The organism is Thorsellia kenyensis (assembly GCF_042432445.1).
In the GTDB taxonomy this organism is placed as follows: Bacteria; Pseudomonadota; Gammaproteobacteria; order Enterobacterales; family Thorselliaceae; genus Thorsellia; species Thorsellia kenyensis.
This window is the reverse complement of record NZ_JBHLXE010000108.1, coordinates 107,744-130,350: the sequence shown is the minus strand read 5'-3', so window position 1 is coordinate 130,350 and position 22,607 is coordinate 107,744. Positions and strand designations below refer to the sequence as shown.

Genomic DNA, 22,607 nt, shown 5'->3' with positions numbered 1-22,607 from the left:
AAACACCATTAATTTGAAAAATCATCTCTACAATCGAATGATTAAGCCTTACAATAATACTATGTAAACTCCTTAATGCTTTTCTTTTAACTCTAATTTTGATTTTAACTCTAAATATCGATGTGACTATGCAACTTATACGTGCCTTGAATAACAGTTTGAATCTATCTCAAACCTCTTTTTTAGACAATATACCTGATGGTTTAGCTTTAACTATCGGTAATTTTGATGGAGTACATCTAGGCCATCAGGCTCTTATTTCTCAACTAAAAAAAGAAGCAAACGGTAGAAAAACCGCGGTTATGATTTTTGAACCTCAACCATTAGAGTTCTTTTCTGCGCATAATTCTCCCCCAAGAATTACGCATTTAAGAGACAAAATAAAGGCCATTTCTAAACTCGGCATTGATTATCTTTTTTGCTTTGCATTCAATGCGAACTTGGCGCAATTGACACCTAAAGAATTTATAGATGAGTTACTAATAAAAAAATTAAATGTTAGCCACTTACTGATTGGAGATGATTTCAGATTTGGCGCCAAAAGGGCTGGCGATATTCATAGTTTAGAATACCTTGCTCGAAATAGATTTACAGTAAGTACTTTAAGTACGATATCAATGAATGGCAACAGAATCAGCAGTACTGCCCTTAGAAACGCTCTAGCAACCAACGATTTACATGCAGCAGAAAAATTATTAGGTCGGCCATTTAGTATTTCAGGTAGGGTGATTCATGGTGACAAAATCGGCGCAACTATTGGATTTGCGACGGCAAATATTGCAATGAAGAGAGTTCATTCACCGGTCAAAGGAGTATATGCGGTCACTGTCTTAGTGCCAAACTTACATAGCCCTCCATCCTCTATTACTTACCAAGGAATTGCGAATATTGGCTATCGCCCTACAGTTAATGGAAAAAAACATCTCTTAGAGGTAAATATTTTTAACTTAAACCAAAATTTATATGGCCAATATTTAGTAGTTACGTTGAAAAAGAAAATTCGCGAGGAAACAACTTTTGTCAGCTTAGATGCTCTGAAAAATCAAATATCACAAGATATTATTAAAGTTGAGGATTTTTTTAAAGCGAATCATGCTTAATAAATATAATTAGAAACTGTAGGTATCACGTGAAAATTGCCATTATAAGACACTCTTTACTTTAAATTATTCCAAACAACCCAAAAGATTAACAATTTAAGTGGAGCAATGATTCATTTTGATTTAACATAGTTCCCCTAAATTCCAACTAAACAATGAATAGCAAGAGAAATTGAAATCATGACAGATTATAAACATACCTTAAATTTACCCGAGACTTCTTTTCCTATGAGAGGAGACTTAGCTAAACGAGAACCTGCAATGCTCAAAGCATGGCAAGAAAAAAATATGTACCAAAAGATTCGTCAGGCTAAAAAAGGCAATAAAAGTTATATTCTTCATGATGGCCCTCCATATGCTAATGGTACTATTCATATTGGGCATGCATTGAATAAAATCATCAAAGACATGGTCGTCAAATCAAAAGGTTTTTTTGGGTTTGATTCCCCCTATATTCCTGGATGGGATTGCCATGGCCTACCGATTGAACTAAAAGTAGAAGGTTTAGTTGGTAAGCCTGGAGATAAAATCTCAGCCAGCGAATTTCGCCAAGCTTGTAGAGACTATGCACAATCACAAATTGACTTACAAAAAGCAGACTTTATCAGACTGGGGGTATTAGGTGATTGGGAAAACCCTTATAAAACGATGGATTTTCATACAGAAGCAGAGATCATCCGAACACTCGGTAGAATCATAGAGAATGGCCACTTGCACAAAGGATCTAAACCTGTTCATTGGTGTTTGGATTGCCGCTCATCTCTGGCAGAAGCAGAAGTGGAATATGAAGACAAAACCTCTCCTTCGATTGATGTTTGTTTCGATGCGGATGACACAAATGCGGTTGCCTCTGTCTTTGAAGTTCCTACTCCGAACAATTCGATTGCTTTAGTTATATGGACAACGACTCCTTGGACGCTCCCTGCAAACCAAGCGATTTCTGTACATCCTGAGTATCAATATAGCTTAGTTAAAACGGATACACGACACCTCATCCTAGCAACAGATTTAGTTGAAAGTGTGATAAAAAGAGCAGGAATCGAAACGTACTCTATACTTGGAACAGTGCTAGGTTCCCGCCTTGAAAACATTCAATTTAAGCACCCATTCATCAATAGAAATGTGCCTGCTATTTTGGGAGAACATGTTACTCTTGATGCAGGTACAGGTGCGGTTCATACTGCACCTGCCCATGGTGCAGAAGACTATACAGTAGGTCTTAAATATCATTTAGAAGTATATAACCCTGTAGGTCCCAATGGATGCTATTTGCCGAATACATTACCTGAACTTGATGGAGTTCATGTGTTTAAAGCCAATGACAAAATTGTGTCAATCCTTGAAAATTCAGGACAACTTTTGCACTTAGAAAAAATTCACCACAGTTATCCTCACTGCTGGCGTCACAAAACACCTATTATATTTAGAGCGACCCCACAATGGTTCATCAGCATGGATAAAAAGGGACTGCGCGAAAAATCATTGAGTGAGATAAAAAACGTCAAATGGATTCCTGATTGGGGGCAAGCTCGGATCGAAAACATGGTGGCTAATCGTCCCGACTGGTGTATCTCTCGTCAACGTACTTGGGGTGTTCCTATGGCCCTTTTTGTGCACAAAGAAACCCAAGAGTTACACCCAGATACCCCTAAATTAATTGAAGCGGTGGCTAAAAAAGTAGAAAGTATTGGTATTCAGGCTTGGTGGGATCTTGATATAAATGAATTTTTAGGATCAGATGCAGATAACTATGAAAAAATTCCTGATACGCTTGATGTATGGTTTGATTCAGGTTCAACTAGTGCTTCTGTTGTTAAAGCAAGATCAGAATTTAATGGCCAACAAGCTGATATGTACTTAGAAGGTTCAGATCAACATCGTGGTTGGTTTATGTCCTCTCTCATGATAGGAACAGCGACAGAAAACAAAGCACCATACCGTGAAGTATTAACACATGGATTTACTGTCGATTCTCAAGGCAGAAAAATGTCTAAATCACTAGGCAATGTGATAAGTCCACAAGAAATTATTGATACCTTAGGCGCTGATATCCTAAGATTATGGGTTGCATCAACTGATTACACTGGCGAAATGTCTGTATCCCATGAAATATTCAAACGTTCAGCAGAAAGCTACCGCCGTATAAGAAATACAGCACGTTTTTTCTTAGCAAATTTAAATGGATTTGACCCTGAAAAAGATTGTATTGCTCCAGAAAACATGGTGATTCTTGACAGGTGGGCAGTAGGAAGAGCACTTGAAGCACAAAAAGCTATTTTAGCAGCTTATGAAACATACGATTTCCATCAAGTTGTGCAAAAAATCATGCATTTTTGTTCTATTGAAATGGGGTCATTCTACTTAGATATCATTAAAGATAGACAATACACTGCCAAAAAAGAGAGTAATGCAAGATTAAGCTGCCAAACAGCACTCTATCATATTTCCCATGCATTAGTCCGTTGGATAGCACCTATTTTGTCTTTCACAGCAGAAGAAATTTGGGAATTACTTCCAGGAAAAAATAGTGAATTCATTATCACAGAAACTTGGTATGATGGTTTATTTACCTTAGATAGCAGTGAATCTATGAATGATACTTATTGGTCTCAAATGCTAGAAATCCGTTCAGATGTTAATAAAGCACTTGAACAGGCAAGAAATGATAAAATTATAGGAAGTGGGCTTGAAAGTGAAGTACATTTATACGCAGATCTTCAAACAACAGCTCTACTCAGTAAATTAGAAGATGAATTACGCTTTGTTCTTTTAACATCAAGTGCTAACCTTCACAAACTAGAAGAAGCGCCAAATGATGCCATTGAGAGTGAGCACAACTCAGGATTTAAGATCAAAGTCATCAAAGCGAATGGAGAAAAATGTCCTCGCTGTTGGCATTATGCTAAACTGAATTCTGAAACTCTCTTATGCCAACGTTGTGAAACTAACGTCTCAGGACACGGTGAAGTAAGGAAATTTGCATAATGAAGTCAGTGAATTCTTCTGGACGTATTGACTCATGGACTAAAAGTGGAATCACCTGGTGGTGGGTGATTTTGCTAGTTATTGCCATCGATTTAGGATCTAAATTTGCTATATTAGGCAACTTTTATCTTGGGGAAAGTGTATCTATTATCCCTTTTTTAAATTTCAGCTATGCACAAAATACAGGGGCCGCATTTGGCTTCTTAAGTGACCATGACGGATGGCAACGTTGGTTTTTTACCCTCATTGCAATCTCTATTAGTGGTATTCTGTTCTATTTTATGCGTCAAACCCATAAATCAAATATATTATTAAATCTTGGTTATGCGATGGTCATTGGCGGTGCCTTAGGCAATTTATTTGATAGGTTAGTGCATGGTTTTGTTGTAGATTTTATTGACTTCTACATTAATACCTGGCATTTCGCTACCTTCAATATTGCAGACATTGCTATCAGCTTGGGTGCGGCAGCTATCATATTAGACGGTTTTTTTCCAAAAAAGAAAAAAAATATTCAACCTGATGCCTCAAAAAGTAATGAGAAAAATGATGCCTAATTTTGAAGATAATACTATTAATACAATTAAAGAAAGTAGCCGTGTTCTTATCCATTTTGATTTAGTTCTTGAAGATGGATCTGTGGCTGAATCAACAAAAGCACATAATAAGCCGACTTTATTTCAATTAGGAGACGGTTCACTTTCTTCGGAATTAGAAAGTGAACTGATGGGCTTATCAATTGGTGACAAAAAAGAGTTTAAATTACCCCCTAACGCTGTATTTGGAGAGATAAATCCTAATCTTATTCAATACTTTACTCCTAGAGATTTTTTGGAAACAGGCGTCCCTGAGATAGGTACCATCATGATGTTTAATACAGCAAGCGGAAGCCAACTTGCTGGCGTAATTAAGTCAGTAGATGAAGAGTCGATTACGGTAGATTTTAATCATCCTCTTGCTGGTAAAACAGTAGAGTTTAAAGTTGAAATAATCGATGTAGATCCTATTGATCCACTTTAATTATAGGTTTTATTATGCAAATATTACTCGCTAACCCTCGTGGATTTTGTGCAGGGGTCGACAGAGCAATATCTATTGTTGACCGTGCTTTAGAAATATTTGGTGCTCCTATTTATGTGAGACATGAAGTGGTACACAATAGATATGTCGTTGACGATTTAAGGCAACGTGGCGCCATATTTATTGAAGATATCAGTGAAGTACCTGATAATGCAATCTTAATTTTCTCTGCCCATGGCGTATCAAAAGCCGTAAGGAATGAAGCGAAATCAAGACAATTGCAAATGCTCTTTGATGCAACTTGCCCTCTTGTGACTAAAGTTCACATGGAAGTTGCCAGAGCAAGCCACCGAGGCATTGAAGCCATTTTAATTGGGCATGCAGGTCATCCAGAAGTAGAAGGCACAATGGGGCAATACAACAACCCTGAAGGGGGGATGTATTTAGTCGAGTCACCAGCGGATGTAGTAAAACTTAAAATAAAAAATGAAAATAATTTATGCTTCATGACTCAAACAACCCTTTCTGTAGATGATACTTCAGACGTGATTGATGCCCTTAGGGCTAGATTTCCCAACATCATAGGTCCAAGAAAAGATGATATTTGCTACGCAACGACTAATCGTCAAGAAGCCGTAAGGGAAATGGTAGAACAAGTTGATCTAGTGCTAGTCGTAGGCTCTAAAAATTCTTCAAACTCTAACCGCTTGGCTGAATTGGCATTAAGAACAGGAAAACCCGCTTACTTAATTGACAACCACTTAGATATTCATATAGATTGGTTACAAAATGTTACTAAAATTGGATTAACTGCAGGCGCTTCGGCACCAGACATTTTAGTACAACAAGTTATAACCCACCTGCAGGCTCTAGGAGCAACAGATGTTATAGAGATGCAAGGTCGTGAAGAAAACATTGTTTTTGAAGTTCCTAAAGCACTCCGTATTGCCACGGATACGATTGATTAGCAACATCTTTGAATGATTTAAACTCAATTTAACCATTTGCTGTTATTCAGCAAAAAAATTAACCTGAAAAAGGAGAAAGTCATGCGAATTATTTTATTAGGTGCACCTGGTGCAGGGAAAGGAACACAAGCTCAGTTTATTAAAGAGCATTATGGTATTCCACAACTGTCAACTGGTGATATGTTAAGAGCTGCTGTCAAATCAGGTTCTGAATTAGGTACACAAGTTAAAAGCATCATTGATTCTGGTCAACTGGTAACCGATGAGATTGTGATTAAATTAGTCAAAGACAGAATCAGCCAAGCAGATTGCGAAAAAGGATTCTTACTAGATGGTTTTCCTCGTACTATCCCGCAAGCAGATGCTTTGAAAGCAGAAGGGGTTAAAATTGACTTAGTACTTGAATTTGATGTTGCTGACGATCTTATCATAAAACGTATAGCTGGGCGTCGTATTCACCCTGCCTCTGGACGCGTATATCATACAGAGTATAACCCGCCTAAAGTAGCAAATAAAGATGATGAAACTGGTGAAGAATTAATTCAAAGAGAGGATGATACTGAAGCCAAAGTAAAAGAGCGCTTAAACATCTATCATAAAGAAACGTCTCTATTAAAGTCGTACTACCAAGAAGATGAAAAAAAGGGCATCACTCGTTATGAAAAAATTGATGGTTCACAAGCTGTGGAAGAGGTAAGTAAAGTACTTGCCAAAATCCTAAGCTAATTTTTGTGTCCTCTTAGACTGGGTATAAATAACCAATAAATGATGTTAAGGGAGTATTATGTTGTCAAAGAATAAACAAGGTATTTTATTAGTTAACTTAGGGACACCTGACGAGCCTACAGCTAAGGCTGTAAGTAAATATCTTAAAACATTTCTTAGTGATTCTCGCGTTGTCGATCTCCCTAAATTTATTTGGCAACCTTTGCTAAGAGGGATCATTTTACCCATCAGAAGCCCTAAAGTGGCCAAATTATATGCATCCATTTGGCTTGATGAAGGCTCACCTCTTTATGTTTACACCAAAAGACAAGCACAAGCCTTAGCGCAAAAAATGCCTGACATCCCAGTTGAATTCGCATTTTGTTATAGTAATCCAACAGTTAAAATGGCAATGGACTCTCTTCTAGACCAAGGTGTTAATGATATTTTAGTCCTTCCATTATATCCACAATACTCCTGTTCAACGAGTGCAGCTGTATTTGATGCAGTAGCTCGTTCTCTACAAAAAAGAAGAGCAATACCTTCATTGCGTTTTATTAGAGATTATGCGACATTTGAACCTTATATTGATGCCTTAATTCTGAGCATCAAGGCACACGAGATGACTCACGGTAGACCAGAAAAATTACTTTTTTCTCTTCATGGAATTCCTGTAAGATTTGCTAAGCAAGGGGACGACTATCCAATACGATGTAAAGCGACTGTTGATGCAGTTAAAAAGCGTTTAGAAGAGGAAGATGGATGGGATCCTGAAATCATTCAACTGACTTTTCAGTCAAAGTTTGGCAAAGAACCTTGGCTAACTCCTGCAACTGATGCATCGATTGAATCGCTAGCTAAAAATGGAGTAAAGCATTTACAAGTTATTTGCCCTGGATTTACAGCTGATTGCCTTGAAACCTTAGAGGAAATATCAATAGGCAGTAAAGAAATATTTGAAGAACATGGCGGTGAGACTTTTTCATATATTCCAGCACTGAATGACAGCTCTGAACATATCAATTTACTCTTAGAATTGATCAAGAAAAATCTATCAGCGAATACCTAGCTTTCTGGCAACTTAGATATTATATAAGAGGTTGAGGTGTGTTATTCTGCTTAAATGACAGGAAGCTTATAGGAGTTTTTAAAAGTCGCTAACTTTGCTATAGATGGTATAGAGCTACATAATGAGTTGAGATAAAAAAATACCCATAAATATCACTGCTCCAACCCAATTGTTATGCCTAAATGCCCTAAAACAAGCGTCTCTCTCCCTACTTTTAATTAAGTACAAGTGATAGCAAAAAAGAACAGAGGCTAATAATAGCGCAACCCAATACGGCCAAGAAAGTGAATAGATTAAGCCTACGCTCAGCAATAGAGCCATCGATAAGAATTGAAATATAAAAATTGCAAACACATCAAATCGGCCGAAAAAAATAGCTGTCGATTTGACGCCTATCTTAATATCATCATCTCTATCAACCATCGCGTACTGGGTATCAAAAGCCACTGTCCAGGATAAATTCGCAAAAAAAAGTAGCCACGCAGATATAGGCAAAGCAGAATTAACCGCACCAAAAGCCATCATCATCCCCCAGCTAAAAGCCGCACCAAGAATGATTTGAGGAAAATGGGTATAGCGCTTCATAAAAGGATAAAGAATAGTTAAAAAAACTGCCCCTAATGACAAGATTTGAGCATATAAGTTGAGCTGTAAAACAAGAATCAAAGCTATACAAAGTAAAATCGAAAATAGAGCTAGAGCTTCCTGGCTACTTAACAAACCAGCAGCTAAGGGCCTATTTTTTGTGCGTTTAACATGACCATCAACCTTCCTATCAGCAAAATCATTGATGACACATCCTGCAGCACGCATAACAATTGTGCCTAGAGTAAAAATAACCCAAAGTTTTAAGGAAACAGTTCCTTCGCTAGCTAACCATAATGCCCAATAGGTAGGCCATAAGAGAAGTAACGTACCTATAGGCTTATCAAAACGCATTAAATAATAATACGCTTTTAATTTATCTTTCGATAGAGAGGAACCCAATGACATAATTAATCCATTTTAGTCCAAGAACTATTTTAATGCACCAGATAAAAACTGCTGCAAACGTGCGCTTTTCGGGGTGTCGAATACTTCAGTTGGAGAGCCTTGCTCTTCGATAATACCTTGATGGAGAAAGATCACTTGGCTAGATAAATTACGAGCAAACCCCATTTCATGGGTCACAACAATCATAGTAGTACCTTCTTCAGCTAAACTTTGCATTATTTTTAGAACTTCAATCACAAGTTCAGGATCAAGCGCAGAAGTCGGCTCATCAAACAACAGCACCTCAGGTTCCATAGCAAGTGCTCTTGCAATAGAAACCCTTTGTTGCTGGCCACCTGATAAATTCACAGGATATTTTTCAAACGCTTCTTCTGATATACCTACTTTTTTTAAATATTTAGAAGCCACAATATAAGCTTCCCTACGAGATAATTTAAGCACTTTGATAGGAGCTTCCATAACATTTTCGATAACAGTCATATGTTTCCATAAGTTAAAATGCTGGAAAACCATGGCAAGCTTAGTCCTAAATTTTTGGAGTTGTTTTTCATCCTTTGCTTCAAGCCCTGTTTTACCTTGCTTAGTAGCAAGCATTTCACCGCTTAAGATAACTTGACCTGAAGAGGGCTGTTCAAGGAAATTAATACACCTTAAAAAAGTACTTTTTCCAGATCCTGAAGATCCGATAATACTGATCACATCTCCTTTTTTAGCTTTAAGAGAGACTCCTTTAAGCACCTCATGCTCACCATAACTTTTATGGATATCAACTAACTGTAATTTTATTTCACTGTGTTGTGTCATTTTTACTTCCTAAAATCTTATCAAGATTGGGCGCATTATACACGCCATGTATTAAATTCAAGATGTGAATTAAAATATAGGGTTCGATTATTGGCTATTGCTAGGCTGTAAATAACTTAACCAGCGCTTTTCAGCTAGTCTAAATAAAGCGATAAGCGTATAAGCCAATATGAGATAAACGAATCCCGCAAAGATATAAATCGTCAATGAGTCTAAATATTTCGCATTAATAAACTTAATCACAGAGAAAAACTCTGGAACTGTTGCACCAAATGCCAAGCTTGTACAATGTAAAAGTAAAATAACTTCATTACCATAAGAAGGTAAGGAATTTCTCAGCGCGGTTGGTAAGATGATTCTTGTATAGACCTGAAATCTTGACATTCCATATGCTTGAGCTGCTTCAATTTCACCTGGATCGACATTTTTTATGGCTCCAGCTATAATCTCTGTTGTATAAGCTGCTGTATTTAATATAAGTGCGACTAACGCACAGTTAAAACCTACCCTGAAGAAACTTTTTAATGCCGCATTATCTTGAACAATATCAAGTACTATCAACCCATTATAGATCAGCAATAGTTGAATATAAAAAGGCGTTCCACGAAATACGTAAGTAAACAACCAAACGGGTAGGCTAATCAATCGATTTTTAGAGCTTCTTGCTACCGCTAAGAAGACAGAAAAAAACCAACCAATAGTAGCAGATAAAACCAATAACCAAATAGTCATAGCTAAACCAGTGATTTTATATCCATCGGTATACAATAAATTTTGCCAGTGCTCATTTAACATGAGAATTAAGTTATGGTTGGTAATTGTCTCTAACATACTATATTTTCCAAGAAGAATACGTCAAACGAATACGTAACTATTAAAATTTTGATTTTTTTACGCCAACATTGAAGTGGCGTTCTAACCACCAAAGCCCAACGGAAGAAACCGCGGTAAATAAAAGATATATTCCAGCAGCCACAGCATAAAACATAAACTTAGCGTCATTCGGAGTTTCTCTTGAAGCTATTGCTGATTGCGTATTTCTTACTAAATCATTTAAAGCTAAAATAGAGACTAATGCAGTCGCTTTAAGTAAAACCAACCAGTTATTTCCAATACCAGGCAGAGCGAATCTCATCATAGAAGGAAATACAATTCGATAAAATACTTGCCATCTATTCAGACCAAATGCCTTAGCCGCTTCAATCTCACCTTTATCGACTGAAATAAAAGCTCCACGAAAGGTTTCTGTAAAATAGGCCCCATATATTATCCCCAAAGTAAGGCAACCTGTTACAAACTCATTCATTTGTAAAATGGGTAAGTTAAGTGATTCAGTGACTGAATTAAGAAGAATTTGAATACCATAAAATACAATCAACATAAGAACTATTTCTGGAACCCCCCTTGCTAGAGTGGTATAAAAATCAAACCATATTCTCAAAAACCTATGTTTTGACAATTTAGCGCTTGCACCTATAAGGCCTAATAAAAAGGCAATCATTAATGACAATAACGCCAGCTTAAGGGTCATTTTAGCACCCTCAAGAATGACATTACCAAAACCATATAAATCAATCATTTAAATTTATCTCTGCAAATTCAATGTATTATCATTTCCTAATTTAGATTTAATCATCATGCTTATTAAATAAGAGGAAAGAGGAAATAGAAAAAAAGGAGGCTCTTTAAAAAACTTAGCCACCTTGAATTATCTAGGTGGCTAAGTGGGTCAGATCAGTATTAATGTCCTATTAATTTTTGCCGTATACATCGAAATCAAAATATTGCGATGCTAGTTTATCATAGGTACCATCTGCTACCATATCTGAAATAGCTTTATTAACTGCCAATTTCAATTCATCTTGGCCTTTTCTAAGCCCCATAGCGGTACCTACACCAAAATATTTAATATCAGCAACTGCAGGGCCTGCAAACTCAAAACTTGAGCCCATATCTAATTTTAAAAAACCAAAACTTGCTGCCGCTTCATCTTGGAATATGGCGTCTAATCTACCTGCAATAATGTCATCATAAACCAAATCTTGGTTCTGATAAGAAATCACTTCAATGCCTTCAGGTTTCCAAACATCACTTGCATATGCTTCTTGAGTTGATCCTTGTAATACTCCAACTGTTTTACCTTTTAAACTTGCAATCGTTGGTAAAATATCACTGCCTTTTTCAGCAACGAGTCTTGAATTAGCTGCATATAGCTTTTCAGAAAAATCGATTTCCTTCAAACGTTGTTCAGTCACAGAGAGCGAAGAAATAACTGCATCACTTTTTTTCGCCTGAAGGCTAGGGATTAACGCATCAAAATCACTTTCAATCCATTTACATTCAATACCAACACGCTTACAAATCTCATTACCTAAATCTACATCAAAACCTGCAAACTTATTGTCTGACGTTTTATATGAGAATGGAGCATAAGTAGGGTCAGTCGCAATAGTTATAGAAGTAGGCATTTGTGCAACAGAGCCTAATGAGAAAAAAACTACTGAACTACAAACAATATTTTTCAATACGTTTTTCATATTATCACCTAAAGGTTAAAATGATTATTTATTCTCATGAGTAAAGGATACTCATGAACTAGTATGGAACATGGTATGTATCATACCTAAAGTTGCATTATTTTTATAATAAAATTTTATTAATGACCATAAATATCAAAATCAAAATATTTTTTTGCAATTTCTTCATATGTGCCATCAGCCAACATTTCAGATAATACTTTATTAATCGCTTGGGTCAATTCTTTATCTTCTTTTCTAATCGCAGCACCAGTACCTGGTCCAAAATAAATATCATCTTTGACGGCTGGGCCAGCAAATACAAAACCCTTACCCTGTTCATCTTGTAAGAAACCAAAACTCGCAGCAGCTTCATCCTGAAATGCAGTATCTAAACGACCAGCAACTAAATCTGCATAGACAAGATCTTGATTTTGATATGCAATAACATCTACACCATTTACTCGCCACTTATCATTAGCATACGCTTCTTGAACTGAACCTTGTAATACGCCAACACTTTTACCTTTTAACGATTCTACCGTAGGTTCGATAGCTTCACCTTCGGGAGCGATTAGCCTAGAGTTCGCTGAATATAATTTATCACTGAAATCAATCTGTTTTAATCTCTCAGGGGTAATAGAAACAGAAGAGACAATGAAATCACTCTTTTTCGCCAATAAACCTGGTATTAAAGCATCAAATTCAGCTTCAGTCCAAGTACACTCAACAGCCAATCTTTTACAAATTTCATTACCTAAATCAATATCAAATCCTGCAACTTGATTATCTGAAGTTTTATAAGAAAAAGGGGCATATGCAGGATTTGTACTAACACGCAGCGAATCAGGGATAGCAGCTTGAGTAAAAGAAGATATTGTCAACGCTAGACAACCGGTTGTCATAACCAATGCTTTGACCAAAATAGTTAAGTTTTTCATTTGTACTCCTGAGGATATTGAACATGATGGACTTAAGTAGCTAGATTCACAAAAAACAAATAATTCCTTTTATCTTTAAAATGAATTATGCAACAAAACAGCATAAAATTGCAATAACAAACGCTGTTATTGGTCACATATTGAATAATTAATCAAAAATTTGGATGGAAAAAATCAATATCTAAGTATTATAAGATATGAAATGGAAGTAAGGACAACATATACCTGAAAAGATTAGGTAACATGTGCCATAGTTTCAAAAAGATATTGGAGGATGCAGTTTTGTTGAGCTGTGCAATATTATGTAGAGTTGTATAATGTTAAGAAGAAACGGTATGAAAATAGCGACTGAATAAAAAAGGTATCTCAGTATGAAACTAAGATACCTATTCAATTATTGTATCTAAAATAGTTTTATGTTAATCGTGATCAACCCACGCTTGAGCACGGACAACCGCTTTTTTCCAACCACGGTAACGCTCCTCACGCTCCGTGGTTTCAAAACTCGGTTTATAACGTTTCTCTATTTCCGCTTTAGATTTCACTTCTTCTAAATCTTTCCAAAACCCAATTGCAAGACCTGCTAGGAAAGCTGCCCCTAAAGCTGTGACCTCACCCATTGCTGGTTTTTCAACTATCGTTCCTAGAATATCAGACTGAAATTGCATTAAAAATTTATTAGCAACCGCACCTCCATCTACTCTTAATGATTTTAATCTACAGTCAGCGTCCGCTTGCATCGCTTCGATTAAATCTCTTGACTGGAATGCAATAGATTCTAAGGTCGCTCTAATGATGTGATTACTATTTGCACCGCGCGTTAAACCAAAAATGGCTCCTCTGGCATAAGGATCCCAATAAGGTGCACCTAAACCTGTGAATGCAGGAACAACATACACTCCATTGGTGTCTTTAACTTTTCCTGCAAAATATTCAGAATCTGCAGCTTCTGGAATAAGTTTGAGTTCATCACGTAACCATTGAATAGAAGCACCGCCAACAAAAACAGCCCCTTCAAGTGCATAATTAGCCTCACCTTTTGGGCCACAAGCCAAGGTTGTTAATAGGCCATGAGATGACTTAACTGGAGAGTTACCAGTATTCATCAACAAAAAGCAACCCGTTCCATAGGTATTTTTGGCCATACCCGGTTCAACACATAATTGACCAAATAATGCCGCTTGTTGATCGCCAGCTATGCCCGCAATAGGGACACGAGTTCCTCCTTTTCCTCCGAGATTCATCTGACCATATATTGCAGAAGAGGATTTAACCTCAGGTAACATAGCCCTTGGGATATTTAATGCTTTAAGCATTTTCTCATCCCAATTTAAATTATGAATATTAAATAGCATTGTTCTAGATGCATTAGTATAGTCAGTCACATGTATTTTACCCTGTGTCATTTTCCAAACTAGCCAAGTATCTACCGTACCAAATAGTAATTCTCCCTTTTCTGCTCTTGCTTGTGCTCCATCAACGTTATCTAAAATCCAACGTACTTTGCTTCCAGAAAAATAGGGATCAACAACTAGCCCTGTAGCTTCACGGATATAATCCTCTAGCCCTTCATTTTTGAGTTTTTCACAGATATCAGCTGTTCTTCGACACTGCCACACAATCGCGTTATAAATCGGTTTACCTGTCTCTTTTTCCCATACAATGGTTGTTTCTCTTTGGTTTGTAATCCCAATACCTGCAATTTCATCGGTACTAATATTGGCTTTAGCTAAGACCTCAACCAATACAGAGCTTTGAGAAGCCCAAATCTCTAATGGGTCATGCTCAATCCATCCTGCTTTAGGATACACTTGAGTGAACTCCCTTTGAGATAATGCAACAATATTGGCATTATGATCAAAAATTATCGCTCGAGAGCTCGTAGTTCCTTGATCTAGCGCGACGATATATTTATTAGTAAATTCAGACATTCTAATACCCTAAAATTATGATTTTAAACTTGGACATTTGATTCAATCAGTAAAAAGAATCATACCTCTAAAAATTGATTAACTCACATGCTTTGGTAAATTCGTTTTAATAGCAAAACGATAAATTGACGCGCCAATTAAAGCCCCAACTATAGGAGCAATTATTGGAATCCAAAAATATGGCACAGATTCATTACCTATGAACACAATAGGATCGCGGGCGACTAAATAAGTAAACAATTTAGGCCCGAAGTCTCTTGCTGGATTCATGGCAAAACCGGTTAACGGCCCAATTGAAGCACCTATAACCGCGATAAGAATACCAATCAGTAAAGGAGCAAGAGCACCTCTAGGTAAGCCATTACCTTCATCTGTTAAAGCAAAAATAAGACACATTAAAATTGCCGTAGTCACAAGTTCTACTTGAAATGCTTGCAACCATGTTATTTTAGGATGTGGATAGGTAGAAAAAATACTTGCCACTTCAAGTATAACTGGTTTATCTGTGGCAGGTAGAGCGGGATAAGATGAAACAAAATCTTGAAGTAGATTCGCATAGAGCAAATAAACTAACGCCGCTCCTAAAAAAGCACCTATCATTTGAGAAATTATGAAAGGAATTACCTTTTTTCCTTCACATCGGCCAAACATCCATAAACAGACTGTCACTGCTGGGTTTAAATGCGCTCCTGATACACCTGAGGTTAAATATATAGCGAGAGCTACGCTAAAACCCCAAATAATGCTAATTTCCCATTGACCAAACTCTGCACTTGTCAATTTTAAAGCAGCTACGGACCCTATACCTAAAAAGAGGAAAAGTAAAGTACCTAGAGCTTCTGCGACACACTGACCACCTAATTGTGGCAACTTATTCTCCATAGCGATATCCTTATCGTTAATTATTTTTGTCCTTTTTAAAATGATAGCATATGTATAAATAATAGTTAATAGAATGTGACTTTCGAAAACGAAAATTTAATAGGATTTTTACTTATTTAATAATTAACGAAGAAAACATAACGAGGAAATTTTTCACAATAAAACATTAAATGTTTTTTATGGAAAATTTAGAGTGGGAATTATGCAACCGCCTTATCACAAGACGGTTACTTTAATTAATTAAAATATGTTAATGGCGAGTAAATATAAACCACCCGACAAAAGCACAGTAACAGGTAAAGTTAAGACCCAAGCCATAAAAATTGTTTTTACTGTTTTAGATTGCACTCCCCCCCCGCCTGCAATCATCGTACCAGCAACAGCTGAAGATAATACATGCGTAGTGGACACTGGCATACCTGTTTGACTCGCAATACCTATACTGACAGCAGCCGTCAACTGAGCCGAAAATCCCTGCGCATAAGTCATGCCTTGTTTACCAATTTTTTCACCAATAGTAACCACAACTCTTCTCCATCCAATCATGGTCCCAATGCCTAAAGCCAAAGCAACAGAAATAATCACCCAAACAGGTGCATATTCTATAGTGATTAATAAGTCTTCTTTTTTGATTTTGCTGAGCAAAGTGCGATCTGAATCAGTTAGTCCAGAATGACTTAAAAGTACCTTCATAGATTCATCAATACAAATAAGAGCTCTTCTCACTTGTATTCTTTCATCGCTAGTAAGCTTAGTGTATGAAGGTAATTTATCTAATAATCTTAAGCTTAATTCGATACTTTCTGACGGATTAATATCGCATACAAAACGTGTTTCATTGTCAGTCACAGTAACATCTGTATGTTCTTTTGAAATCAAAACATTCGGGTAACGAGCAACCATATCTTGAAAAGAGTAAATCGCGCCATGTGTTCTTTGTATTTGGTAAGCATCTGACGAAAGATTAACTACAAAAACAGAGGGGGCTATTGCAATTAATGCGAGCATCACTAACCCAATTCCTTTTTGTCCATCATTTGAACCATGAACATAACTTACACCAATTGCTGAACCTATGAGAGAAATACGAGTCCAAAAAGGGGGTTTCTTTTTACGATACTTTTTTTCTCTCTCTTCTGGAGTCATGTGAATTCTTCTACGTTTTTTAGTATTCCAAAATTTTAATAAGAAAAACAATAGCCCTCCAGCAAGTACCATACCCACAAGAGGAGAGATAATTAGTGACAATCCAATACTAGTAACTTTTGATATATTTATGGCCTCAAGCATAGGGGTATTTTCAAATATTGCATTCCCCAAAGCCACACCCACAATAGAACCAATCAAAGTATGTGAACTAGACGCAGGAATACCAAAATACCAAGTACCTAAATTCCACGTTAATGCAGCAACTAACAAAGATAGCATCATTAAAATGCCTTGCTTAGAACCAATATTTAATAACACTTCATTAGGAAATAAGTGAACAATTGCATAAGCAACACTAAGTCCACCTAAAATAACCCCTAAAAAATTAAAAATTCCAGCCATAATAACTGCGTTATAGGGAGTCATAGCACGAGTATAGATAACCGTAGCTACAGCATTTGCTGTATCATGAAATCCATTCACTGCTTCGTAAAATAGCACTAATCCTAACGCAAGAAATAAAAATATAATCGTAACTAAATCTAATTCTGAAAAAATTGAAAACATAATTTAAACCCATTAATTGATTATTAAGACGCCCATTATCCTAAACATTCTTTTATACTTAAAGCATTATTTCGAAATACCCCGCTTAATAGAGAAAAATATATCACACTCGCACAAAAAATATACTAATCCTCTAGGAACTTAGGGGATAAATCAAGTTTTTCTAAATAAAAAATTGCCCTATTCAAAAAATCACAGACTAAGATTGTGAAAAATGCAAAAACAATCTACAATCGATCGGTTTTAAACAACAGTAATCTTTTCAATCTTCACTCCTTTTACTTACTAAGTAATAGAAATAAAATAAACACCAGAGCATATTATTAAAAAATATCGAGGACTTTATCGTGAGTACAGAAACCACTCGTCAGCCTGAAAAAAAACTAACCAAAGAACATATTAAAACACTTGGATTATCCTCTTTAGGCGGCACATTAGAATTTTATGATTTTGTTATTTTTGTTTTTTTCACCTCCACATTAGGCCCCCTATTTTTCCCAAGTGACAATGAATTCTTACAGCAAATAAATACACTAGGTGTATTTGCAGCAGGTTACTTAGCAAGACCAGTGGGTGGAATTATTATGGCGCATTTTGGGGATACGATCGGACGTAAAAAAATGTTTACTTTAAGTATTTTTTTGATGGCGTTCCCTACCTTAATGATAGGTGTACTTCCTACTTACGAGCAAATTGGTGTATTTGCACCCATATTGTTAGTCCTTATGAGAATCCTACAAGGAGCCGCTATCGGAGGAGAAATGCCTGGTGCTTGGGTGTTTATCGCAGAGCATACGCCTAAACATCGCTATGGATTTGGGATAGGTACTCTTACCTCTGGAATTACAGGAGGGATTTTGTTAGGTTCACTAATTTCGATTGCAATTCAAAGAACATATACTAAAGAAGAAATTGATGAATTTGCTTGGCGCATCCCTTTTATACTAGGTGGTGCATTTGGCTTTATATCAGTATATCTAAGACGCTATCTGGAAGAAACACCTGTTTTTAAATCCTTACAGGCAGAAAAAAAAGTAGCCCAGTCACTGCCGATCAAAACCGTTTTTTCTCAGCATTTATTAGCGTGCGGTATTACTGCTATTATGACGTGGACATTATCAACTGCAATTGTAGTTATTATCCTAATGACCCCAAACAGTATTCTTGGTTCCGTTCACAAAATTGATAAAACGCTTTCCATAGAGGCCAACGCTCTAGCTACTCTTATGCTATCTATTGGCTGTATATTTTGGGGGGTTGTTTCTGACGTCATAGGGACAACTAAAACGGCCTTAATCGGATTTATTGGCTTAATCATAAGCAGCTATGTTTTCTATAGTGGACTCCATGCAAGTATTGGTGCCTCAACATTAATGTTTAATTACTGCATTTTAGGCTTTTTTGTAGGTATTATCGTCTTGACACCGATCATAAGTACCCGAGCTTTCCCTCCAGAAATTAGATTTTCAGGTTTATCTTCTGCATATAATCTTGCTTATGGTGTGTTTGGGGGAGTGACACCTGTATTCACAATTTGGTTGCTGAGTAAAACTGAACTCGCTGCTGTTTGGTACATCAGCTGGGTAAGCTTGCTAGCAATTTCAATTTCATTTATCCCTTTAGCTTATAAAGGTTACAAACATCAACAGCAAAATTAAGTGTGCGAATACTCTGCGCAACGCGCTAACAGTTAAATGGGAAATAAAAAATTAAACACTTAGGGAAAGGAAAGCTGATGCTTTTCTTTCTTTTTAGGACAGGCAAAATTCACTCAGGGGCGATATCTTTTAGTTCTTAGGATTATATTAGAACAAAACAAAAAAGCACTTGGTTGACATAATGGACTCGTTAATCTGCAGATTGAAGTCCTATATAAAGTGATTTTCACTGAAAATGCCTCTATATTATTTATAGAGGCAGAGGACTTATCAGGCTTTGGGCAGATATATCCTAATAGAAAATCCCCCTTTGTTACTGCGACTTACAAAGATATTTCCCTGGTGTGAATCAATAATTCTTTTCACAATTGCTAAGCCTAATCCTGAACCAGGGGTAGTTCTCGCGGCCTCGCCCCTAACAAAAGGCTCAAATAGTCTATCAAGCTTATCGGGTTCAATTCCCGGGCCATCATCATCAATTTGTATCCATACTTGTTTTGCTGACTGACCAGATACCACTTTTACCCAACCATTACCGTAATTTAATGCATTCACGATTAAATTATTGATGACTCTTTTAACTGAAATAGGATCTATATTAACCATAAGTGGCGCATCTACTAAATCGTATTCAAAATTTTCTATATGATCACTAAATTGAGAAATTGCATCAAGTAATAAAGTATTTAGTTCAATATCTTGCTTTTGAATCTCTTCACCTGTATGCATAAAATCTAAAAACTGCTGAAGCATTTTATTACATTCTTCAACTTCCAGATTAATCGATGCCTGAACAGAAAGTTCTTCCTCTGGTAACATTTCACTTATTAATCGTAATCGAGCAAGCGGTGTTCTCAAATCATGGCTGACACCTGCGATTATTAATTTTCTGTCATCTTCAAGCTTTTGAATATCCTTAACCATCTTATTGAAAGCTCTTACAACAGCGCGAACATCAGCAGCGCCCATTTCTTTGACAGGACTAGGAAAATCGCCTTTACCCAACAACGTAGCTGCCATTTGTAACTCACTAAGAGGTTTATGCTGAGAGCGGAAGAAAAACCATGCAACAATAGCCGCTAGAATAACAATAAAAAGCGTATAACGTAAAATGGAAATGATCCCACCTTGGCGTATTTCAAAAAGTGGGACACGAACCCAAATATCAGGAGAATAGTCAGTATTTAACCAAATCACAGGGTGATTAGCTCCGATTTCTAAACGAACATCGGAGGCAACACCTAGCTGCTCAGAGATTTCATCTGTTAAGACGGGATAATATTTTGCCCATGCTAGGCCATTTTGCATCGCTGTCGGCTCATCAAATAATGATAAGCCTAAGTGATGAAAAATTTCTTGACGCCAATCAGATGGAAAAGGCACAACAGAACCATCATCCAACAATAGGGTATCTGTGGTAAGCATTTTAATTTCATGCCCTAGAACACGGCTGAATGGCTCTAAACTTGGTAAAATCGCATAATTTAGCACAACCCAATACGTTATTGCTAAAGTTATCAGCATAAGCCCAATAACAAGCAATAACGTATGTGAGAATGAACTTTTTAGAACACGATTAAATTCCATTATGCCTCAATGCCATCCGGAACAAATACGTAACCTAGACCCCAGACAGTTTGAATATATCTTGGATGTGTTGGATCATCTTCAATCATTCTTCTTAATCTGGAAATCTGAACATCGATGGAACGTTCCATCGCACTGTATTCTCTTCCTCGTGCAAGATTCATCAACTTATCACGAGATAGCGGTTCTCTTGCATTAGTAACCAATGCTTTAAGTACAGCAAACTCACCACTGGTCAAAATCATAGGTTGATCTTCACAAAACATTTCACGAGTACCTAGATTTAATTTGAAACGACCAAAATTCACCACAGAAGTGTCTTGTGAAGGAGCTCCTGGCATCTCAATTACTTGACGCCTTAACACAGCCCTTACCCGAGCAAGTAATTCACGAGGATTAAATGGTTTAGATAAATAATCATCTGCACCAATTTCAAGTCCTACAATTCTATCAACTTCCTCTCCTTTAGCAGTAACTATTATAATTGGAATTTGATTGCTATTATTACGCATTCTACGACAAATGGATAAGCCATCTTCTCCTGGAAGCATAAGATCTAGGACAATAAGATGGAACGTTTCCCTTGCTAAAATCCGATCCATTTGATCTGCATTCGCAGCACTACGAACCAAGAATCCTTGCTCGGTTAAATATCTTTCTAATAGCCCACGAAGTCTAACATCATCATCTACGAGTAATATTTTTTGGTTATCTTGCATTGTTATTTCCTTATATGCCAATTAAACCTACAAATAATCTTTTATAAATTTCATGACATATTTTTTATTTAAAAAAAGTTATATAAATATTTCACTGATTTGTATAAAAGATTAAACATTTAAATAAACCATCCATAAAAAACAGATGCTATATTATACCCATAATAATATCAATTAAGGGTATTAATAATTGTATTTTTTCTTATAGATAAGTTGTAACAATAACAATTTTAATGAAACAATTTATGAAAATATTTTCAATTAATGTAGTTTTATTATTATTTGTAAAACTTAATTTTTATTTGTATATTTAATGTCATTTATTATCAAGCTAATTTTACCATTCGGTGTATTTACGATGACTTCATCATCAATACATTTTCCTAAAATTGATTTTGCTACTGGTGAATCAACTGAAATCCATTTTTTTTTAGGATCAAATTCATCGGAACCAACAATCCGGTAGGTTTGAATATCCCCTAACTCATCTTCTAATGAAACTGTTGCACCAAAAAAAACTTTACCTTCTTGAGACGGATGATAATCAACAATTTTGAGTTCATCTAAGCGCTTTGATAAAAATCTAACACGCCTATCAATCTCCCTTAATCTTTTCTTGCCATAAATATATTCAGCATTTTCTGAACGATCTCCTAATGCAGCGGCTTCTGAAACTGCTTGTGTGATTTTAGGCCGCTCTATTCGCCAAAGAAATTTCAATTCTTCATCTAAAATTCGCCAACCCTCTCTTGTAATATAGGGGCTTTTTTTAATATTGTTTAGTTCATTTTTTTTATTCATATTAATTTTCTCTTATACAAATTACCACTTAATATAATGGATAAAAATAAGATTTAACATTAGTTATAGTCATAAAGTCATTTTATTTAATTCTTTAACTGTTATGTACTTTATCAATATCATATTTACTTATGCGGCTATATTCTCTTCTCTACTATATATAATCTATTTCTTGCACATGGATTAAAATGTTTTGCAAATAAGTAATACTG

20 protein-coding genes are annotated in these 22,607 nt (G+C 36.2%); 8 read left to right on the top strand and 12 right to left on the bottom strand.

Translation table 11 applies throughout. From position 1 onward, the window contains the following. Positions 1-128: 128 nt before the first annotated feature. The 7 genes from ribF (at position 129) to hemH (ending at position 7,847) form a co-directional block, all read left to right on the top strand. Positions 129-1,100 (top strand): bifunctional riboflavin kinase/FAD synthetase, encoded by a 972-nt coding sequence (ribF, locus tag ACFFIT_RS11850; protein ID WP_385877899.1) that lies wholly within the window; start codon positions 129-131, stop codon positions 1,098-1,100. A 180-nt stretch (positions 1,101-1,280) separates the two neighbouring features. Beyond that, on the top strand, positions 1,281-4,085 hold the full coding sequence (gene ileS, locus ACFFIT_RS11845) for an isoleucine--tRNA ligase (RefSeq protein ID WP_385877897.1): 2,805 nt from the start codon (positions 1,281-1,283) through the stop codon (positions 4,083-4,085). Continuing rightward, entirely contained in the window at positions 4,085-4,642 is a 558-nt protein-coding gene (lspA, locus tag ACFFIT_RS11840; protein WP_385877895.1) for a signal peptidase II, read from the top strand. The genes ileS and lspA overlap by 1 nt, the downstream gene beginning before the upstream one ends. After that, positions 4,632-5,105, top strand: coding sequence for an FKBP-type peptidyl-prolyl cis-trans isomerase (gene fkpB / locus ACFFIT_RS11835; RefSeq protein ID WP_385877893.1), 474 nt, complete (start codon positions 4,632-4,634; stop codon positions 5,103-5,105). The genes lspA and fkpB overlap by 11 nt, the downstream gene beginning before the upstream one ends. A gap of 14 nt (positions 5,106-5,119) precedes the next feature. Then, the gene (gene ispH / locus ACFFIT_RS11830; protein WP_385877892.1) at positions 5,120-6,073 is read left to right on the top strand and encodes a 4-hydroxy-3-methylbut-2-enyl diphosphate reductase; all 954 of its coding nucleotides are present in this window, start codon (positions 5,120-5,122) and stop codon (positions 6,071-6,073) included. Between the two features lie 81 nt (positions 6,074-6,154). Next, entirely contained in the window at positions 6,155-6,799 is a 645-nt protein-coding gene (gene adk, locus ACFFIT_RS11825; RefSeq protein WP_385877891.1) for an adenylate kinase, read from the top strand. A 61-nt stretch (positions 6,800-6,860) separates the two neighbouring features. After that, complete coding sequence (gene hemH / locus ACFFIT_RS11820) at positions 6,861-7,847, top strand: ferrochelatase (protein WP_385878158.1); 987 nt, start codon at positions 6,861-6,863, stop codon at positions 7,845-7,847. A gap of 114 nt (positions 7,848-7,961) precedes the next feature. Here hemH and ubiA read toward each other — a convergent pair whose 3' ends face one another. The 9 genes from ubiA to ACFFIT_RS11775 all read right to left on the bottom strand — a co-directional run bounded on the left by ubiA (position 7,962) and on the right by ACFFIT_RS11775 (position 17,630). Beyond that, on the bottom strand, positions 7,962-8,840 hold the full coding sequence (gene ubiA / locus ACFFIT_RS11815; RefSeq protein WP_385877890.1) for a 4-hydroxybenzoate octaprenyltransferase: 879 nt from the start codon (positions 8,838-8,840) through the stop codon (positions 7,962-7,964). 24 nt (positions 8,841-8,864) lie between these two features. Further along, entirely contained in the window at positions 8,865-9,644 is a 780-nt protein-coding gene (locus tag ACFFIT_RS11810; RefSeq protein ID WP_385877888.1) for an ABC transporter ATP-binding protein, read from the bottom strand. Between the two features lie 87 nt (positions 9,645-9,731). Next, positions 9,732-10,475 (bottom strand): histidine ABC transporter permease HisM, encoded by a 744-nt coding sequence (gene hisM / locus ACFFIT_RS11805; protein WP_385877886.1) that lies wholly within the window; start codon positions 10,473-10,475, stop codon positions 9,732-9,734. A gap of 43 nt (positions 10,476-10,518) precedes the next feature. After that, the gene (locus ACFFIT_RS11800; RefSeq protein ID WP_385877884.1) at positions 10,519-11,223 is read right to left on the bottom strand and encodes an ABC transporter permease; all 705 of its coding nucleotides are present in this window, start codon (positions 11,221-11,223) and stop codon (positions 10,519-10,521) included. Positions 11,224-11,395: 172 nt separating this feature from the next. Next, positions 11,396-12,181 (bottom strand): lysine/arginine/ornithine ABC transporter substrate-binding protein, encoded by a 786-nt coding sequence (locus ACFFIT_RS11795; protein WP_385877882.1) that lies wholly within the window; start codon positions 12,179-12,181, stop codon positions 11,396-11,398. Positions 12,182-12,300: 119 nt separating this feature from the next. Beyond that, on the bottom strand, positions 12,301-13,083 hold the full coding sequence (locus ACFFIT_RS11790) for a lysine/arginine/ornithine ABC transporter substrate-binding protein (protein ID WP_385878156.1): 783 nt from the start codon (positions 13,081-13,083) through the stop codon (positions 12,301-12,303). Between the two features lie 437 nt (positions 13,084-13,520). Next, complete coding sequence (gene glpK, locus ACFFIT_RS11785; protein ID WP_385877880.1) at positions 13,521-15,032, bottom strand: glycerol kinase GlpK; 1,512 nt, start codon at positions 15,030-15,032, stop codon at positions 13,521-13,523. A 78-nt stretch (positions 15,033-15,110) separates the two neighbouring features. Continuing rightward, complete coding sequence (locus ACFFIT_RS11780) at positions 15,111-15,914, bottom strand: MIP/aquaporin family protein (RefSeq protein ID WP_385877878.1); 804 nt, start codon at positions 15,912-15,914, stop codon at positions 15,111-15,113. A gap of 240 nt (positions 15,915-16,154) precedes the next feature. After that, positions 16,155-17,630 carry an inorganic phosphate transporter gene (locus ACFFIT_RS11775; protein ID WP_385877876.1) on the bottom strand — a complete coding sequence of 492 codons (1,476 nt, stop codon included), beginning with the start codon at positions 17,628-17,630 and terminating at the stop codon, positions 16,155-16,157. A 347-nt stretch (positions 17,631-17,977) separates the two neighbouring features. On the opposite strand from ACFFIT_RS11775, the gene ACFFIT_RS11770 reads away from it, so the two are divergent. Next, on the top strand, positions 17,978-19,288 hold the full coding sequence (locus ACFFIT_RS11770; protein WP_385877874.1) for an MFS transporter: 1,311 nt from the start codon (positions 17,978-17,980) through the stop codon (positions 19,286-19,288). A 270-nt stretch (positions 19,289-19,558) separates the two neighbouring features. Here the strand turns inward: ACFFIT_RS11770 and envZ are convergent, their stop codons facing one another. The 3 genes from envZ to greB form a co-directional block, all read right to left on the bottom strand. Continuing rightward, entirely contained in the window at positions 19,559-20,875 is a 1,317-nt protein-coding gene (envZ, locus tag ACFFIT_RS11765; RefSeq protein ID WP_385877873.1) for a two-component system sensor histidine kinase EnvZ, read from the bottom strand. After that, entirely contained in the window at positions 20,875-21,594 is a 720-nt protein-coding gene (gene ompR, locus ACFFIT_RS11760; protein WP_385877871.1) for an osmolarity response regulator transcription factor OmpR, read from the bottom strand. Before ompR ends, envZ begins: the two co-directional genes overlap by 1 nt. Before the next feature lie 291 nt (positions 21,595-21,885). Further along, positions 21,886-22,368 (bottom strand): transcription elongation factor GreB, encoded by a 483-nt coding sequence (gene greB, locus ACFFIT_RS11755; RefSeq protein ID WP_385878154.1) that lies wholly within the window; start codon positions 22,366-22,368, stop codon positions 21,886-21,888. Positions 22,369-22,607 lie beyond the last annotated feature (239 nt).

What these genes read in the sequence shown, in the direction of transcription:
- ribF (WP_385877899.1), top strand. Translation starts at nt 129, where the DNA reads ATGCAACTTATACGTGCCTTGAATAACAGTTTGAATCTATCTCAAACC.
- ileS (WP_385877897.1), top strand. Translation starts at nt 1,281, where the DNA reads ATGACAGATTATAAACATACCTTAAATTTACCCGAGACTTCTTTTCCT.
- lspA (WP_385877895.1), top strand. Translation starts at nt 4,085, where the DNA reads ATGAAGTCAGTGAATTCTTCTGGACGTATTGACTCATGGACTAAAAGT.
- fkpB (WP_385877893.1), top strand. Translation starts at nt 4,632, where the DNA reads ATGATGCCTAATTTTGAAGATAATACTATTAATACAATTAAAGAAAGT.
- ispH (WP_385877892.1), top strand. Translation starts at nt 5,120, where the DNA reads ATGCAAATATTACTCGCTAACCCTCGTGGATTTTGTGCAGGGGTCGAC.
- adk (WP_385877891.1), top strand. Translation starts at nt 6,155, where the DNA reads ATGCGAATTATTTTATTAGGTGCACCTGGTGCAGGGAAAGGAACACAA.
- ubiA (WP_385877890.1), bottom strand. Translation starts at nt 8,840, where the DNA reads ATGTCATTGGGTTCCTCTCTATCGAAAGATAAATTAAAAGCGTATTAT.
- ACFFIT_RS11810 (WP_385877888.1), bottom strand. Translation starts at nt 9,644, where the DNA reads ATGACACAACACAGTGAAATAAAATTACAGTTAGTTGATATCCATAAA.
- hisM (WP_385877886.1), bottom strand. Translation starts at nt 10,475, where the DNA reads ATGTTAGAGACAATTACCAACCATAACTTAATTCTCATGTTAAATGAG.
- ACFFIT_RS11800 (WP_385877884.1), bottom strand. Translation starts at nt 11,223, where the DNA reads ATGATTGATTTATATGGTTTTGGTAATGTCATTCTTGAGGGTGCTAAA.
- ACFFIT_RS11795 (WP_385877882.1), bottom strand. Translation starts at nt 12,181, where the DNA reads ATGAAAAACGTATTGAAAAATATTGTTTGTAGTTCAGTAGTTTTTTTC.
- glpK (WP_385877880.1), bottom strand. Translation starts at nt 15,032, where the DNA reads ATGTCTGAATTTACTAATAAATATATCGTCGCGCTAGATCAAGGAACT.
- ACFFIT_RS11780 (WP_385877878.1), bottom strand. Translation starts at nt 15,914, where the DNA reads ATGGAGAATAAGTTGCCACAATTAGGTGGTCAGTGTGTCGCAGAAGCT.
- ACFFIT_RS11775 (WP_385877876.1), bottom strand. Translation starts at nt 17,630, where the DNA reads ATGTTTTCAATTTTTTCAGAATTAGATTTAGTTACGATTATATTTTTA.
- envZ (WP_385877873.1), bottom strand. Translation starts at nt 20,875, where the DNA reads ATGGAATTTAATCGTGTTCTAAAAAGTTCATTCTCACATACGTTATTG.
- ompR (WP_385877871.1), bottom strand. Translation starts at nt 21,594, where the DNA reads ATGCAAGATAACCAAAAAATATTACTCGTAGATGATGATGTTAGACTT.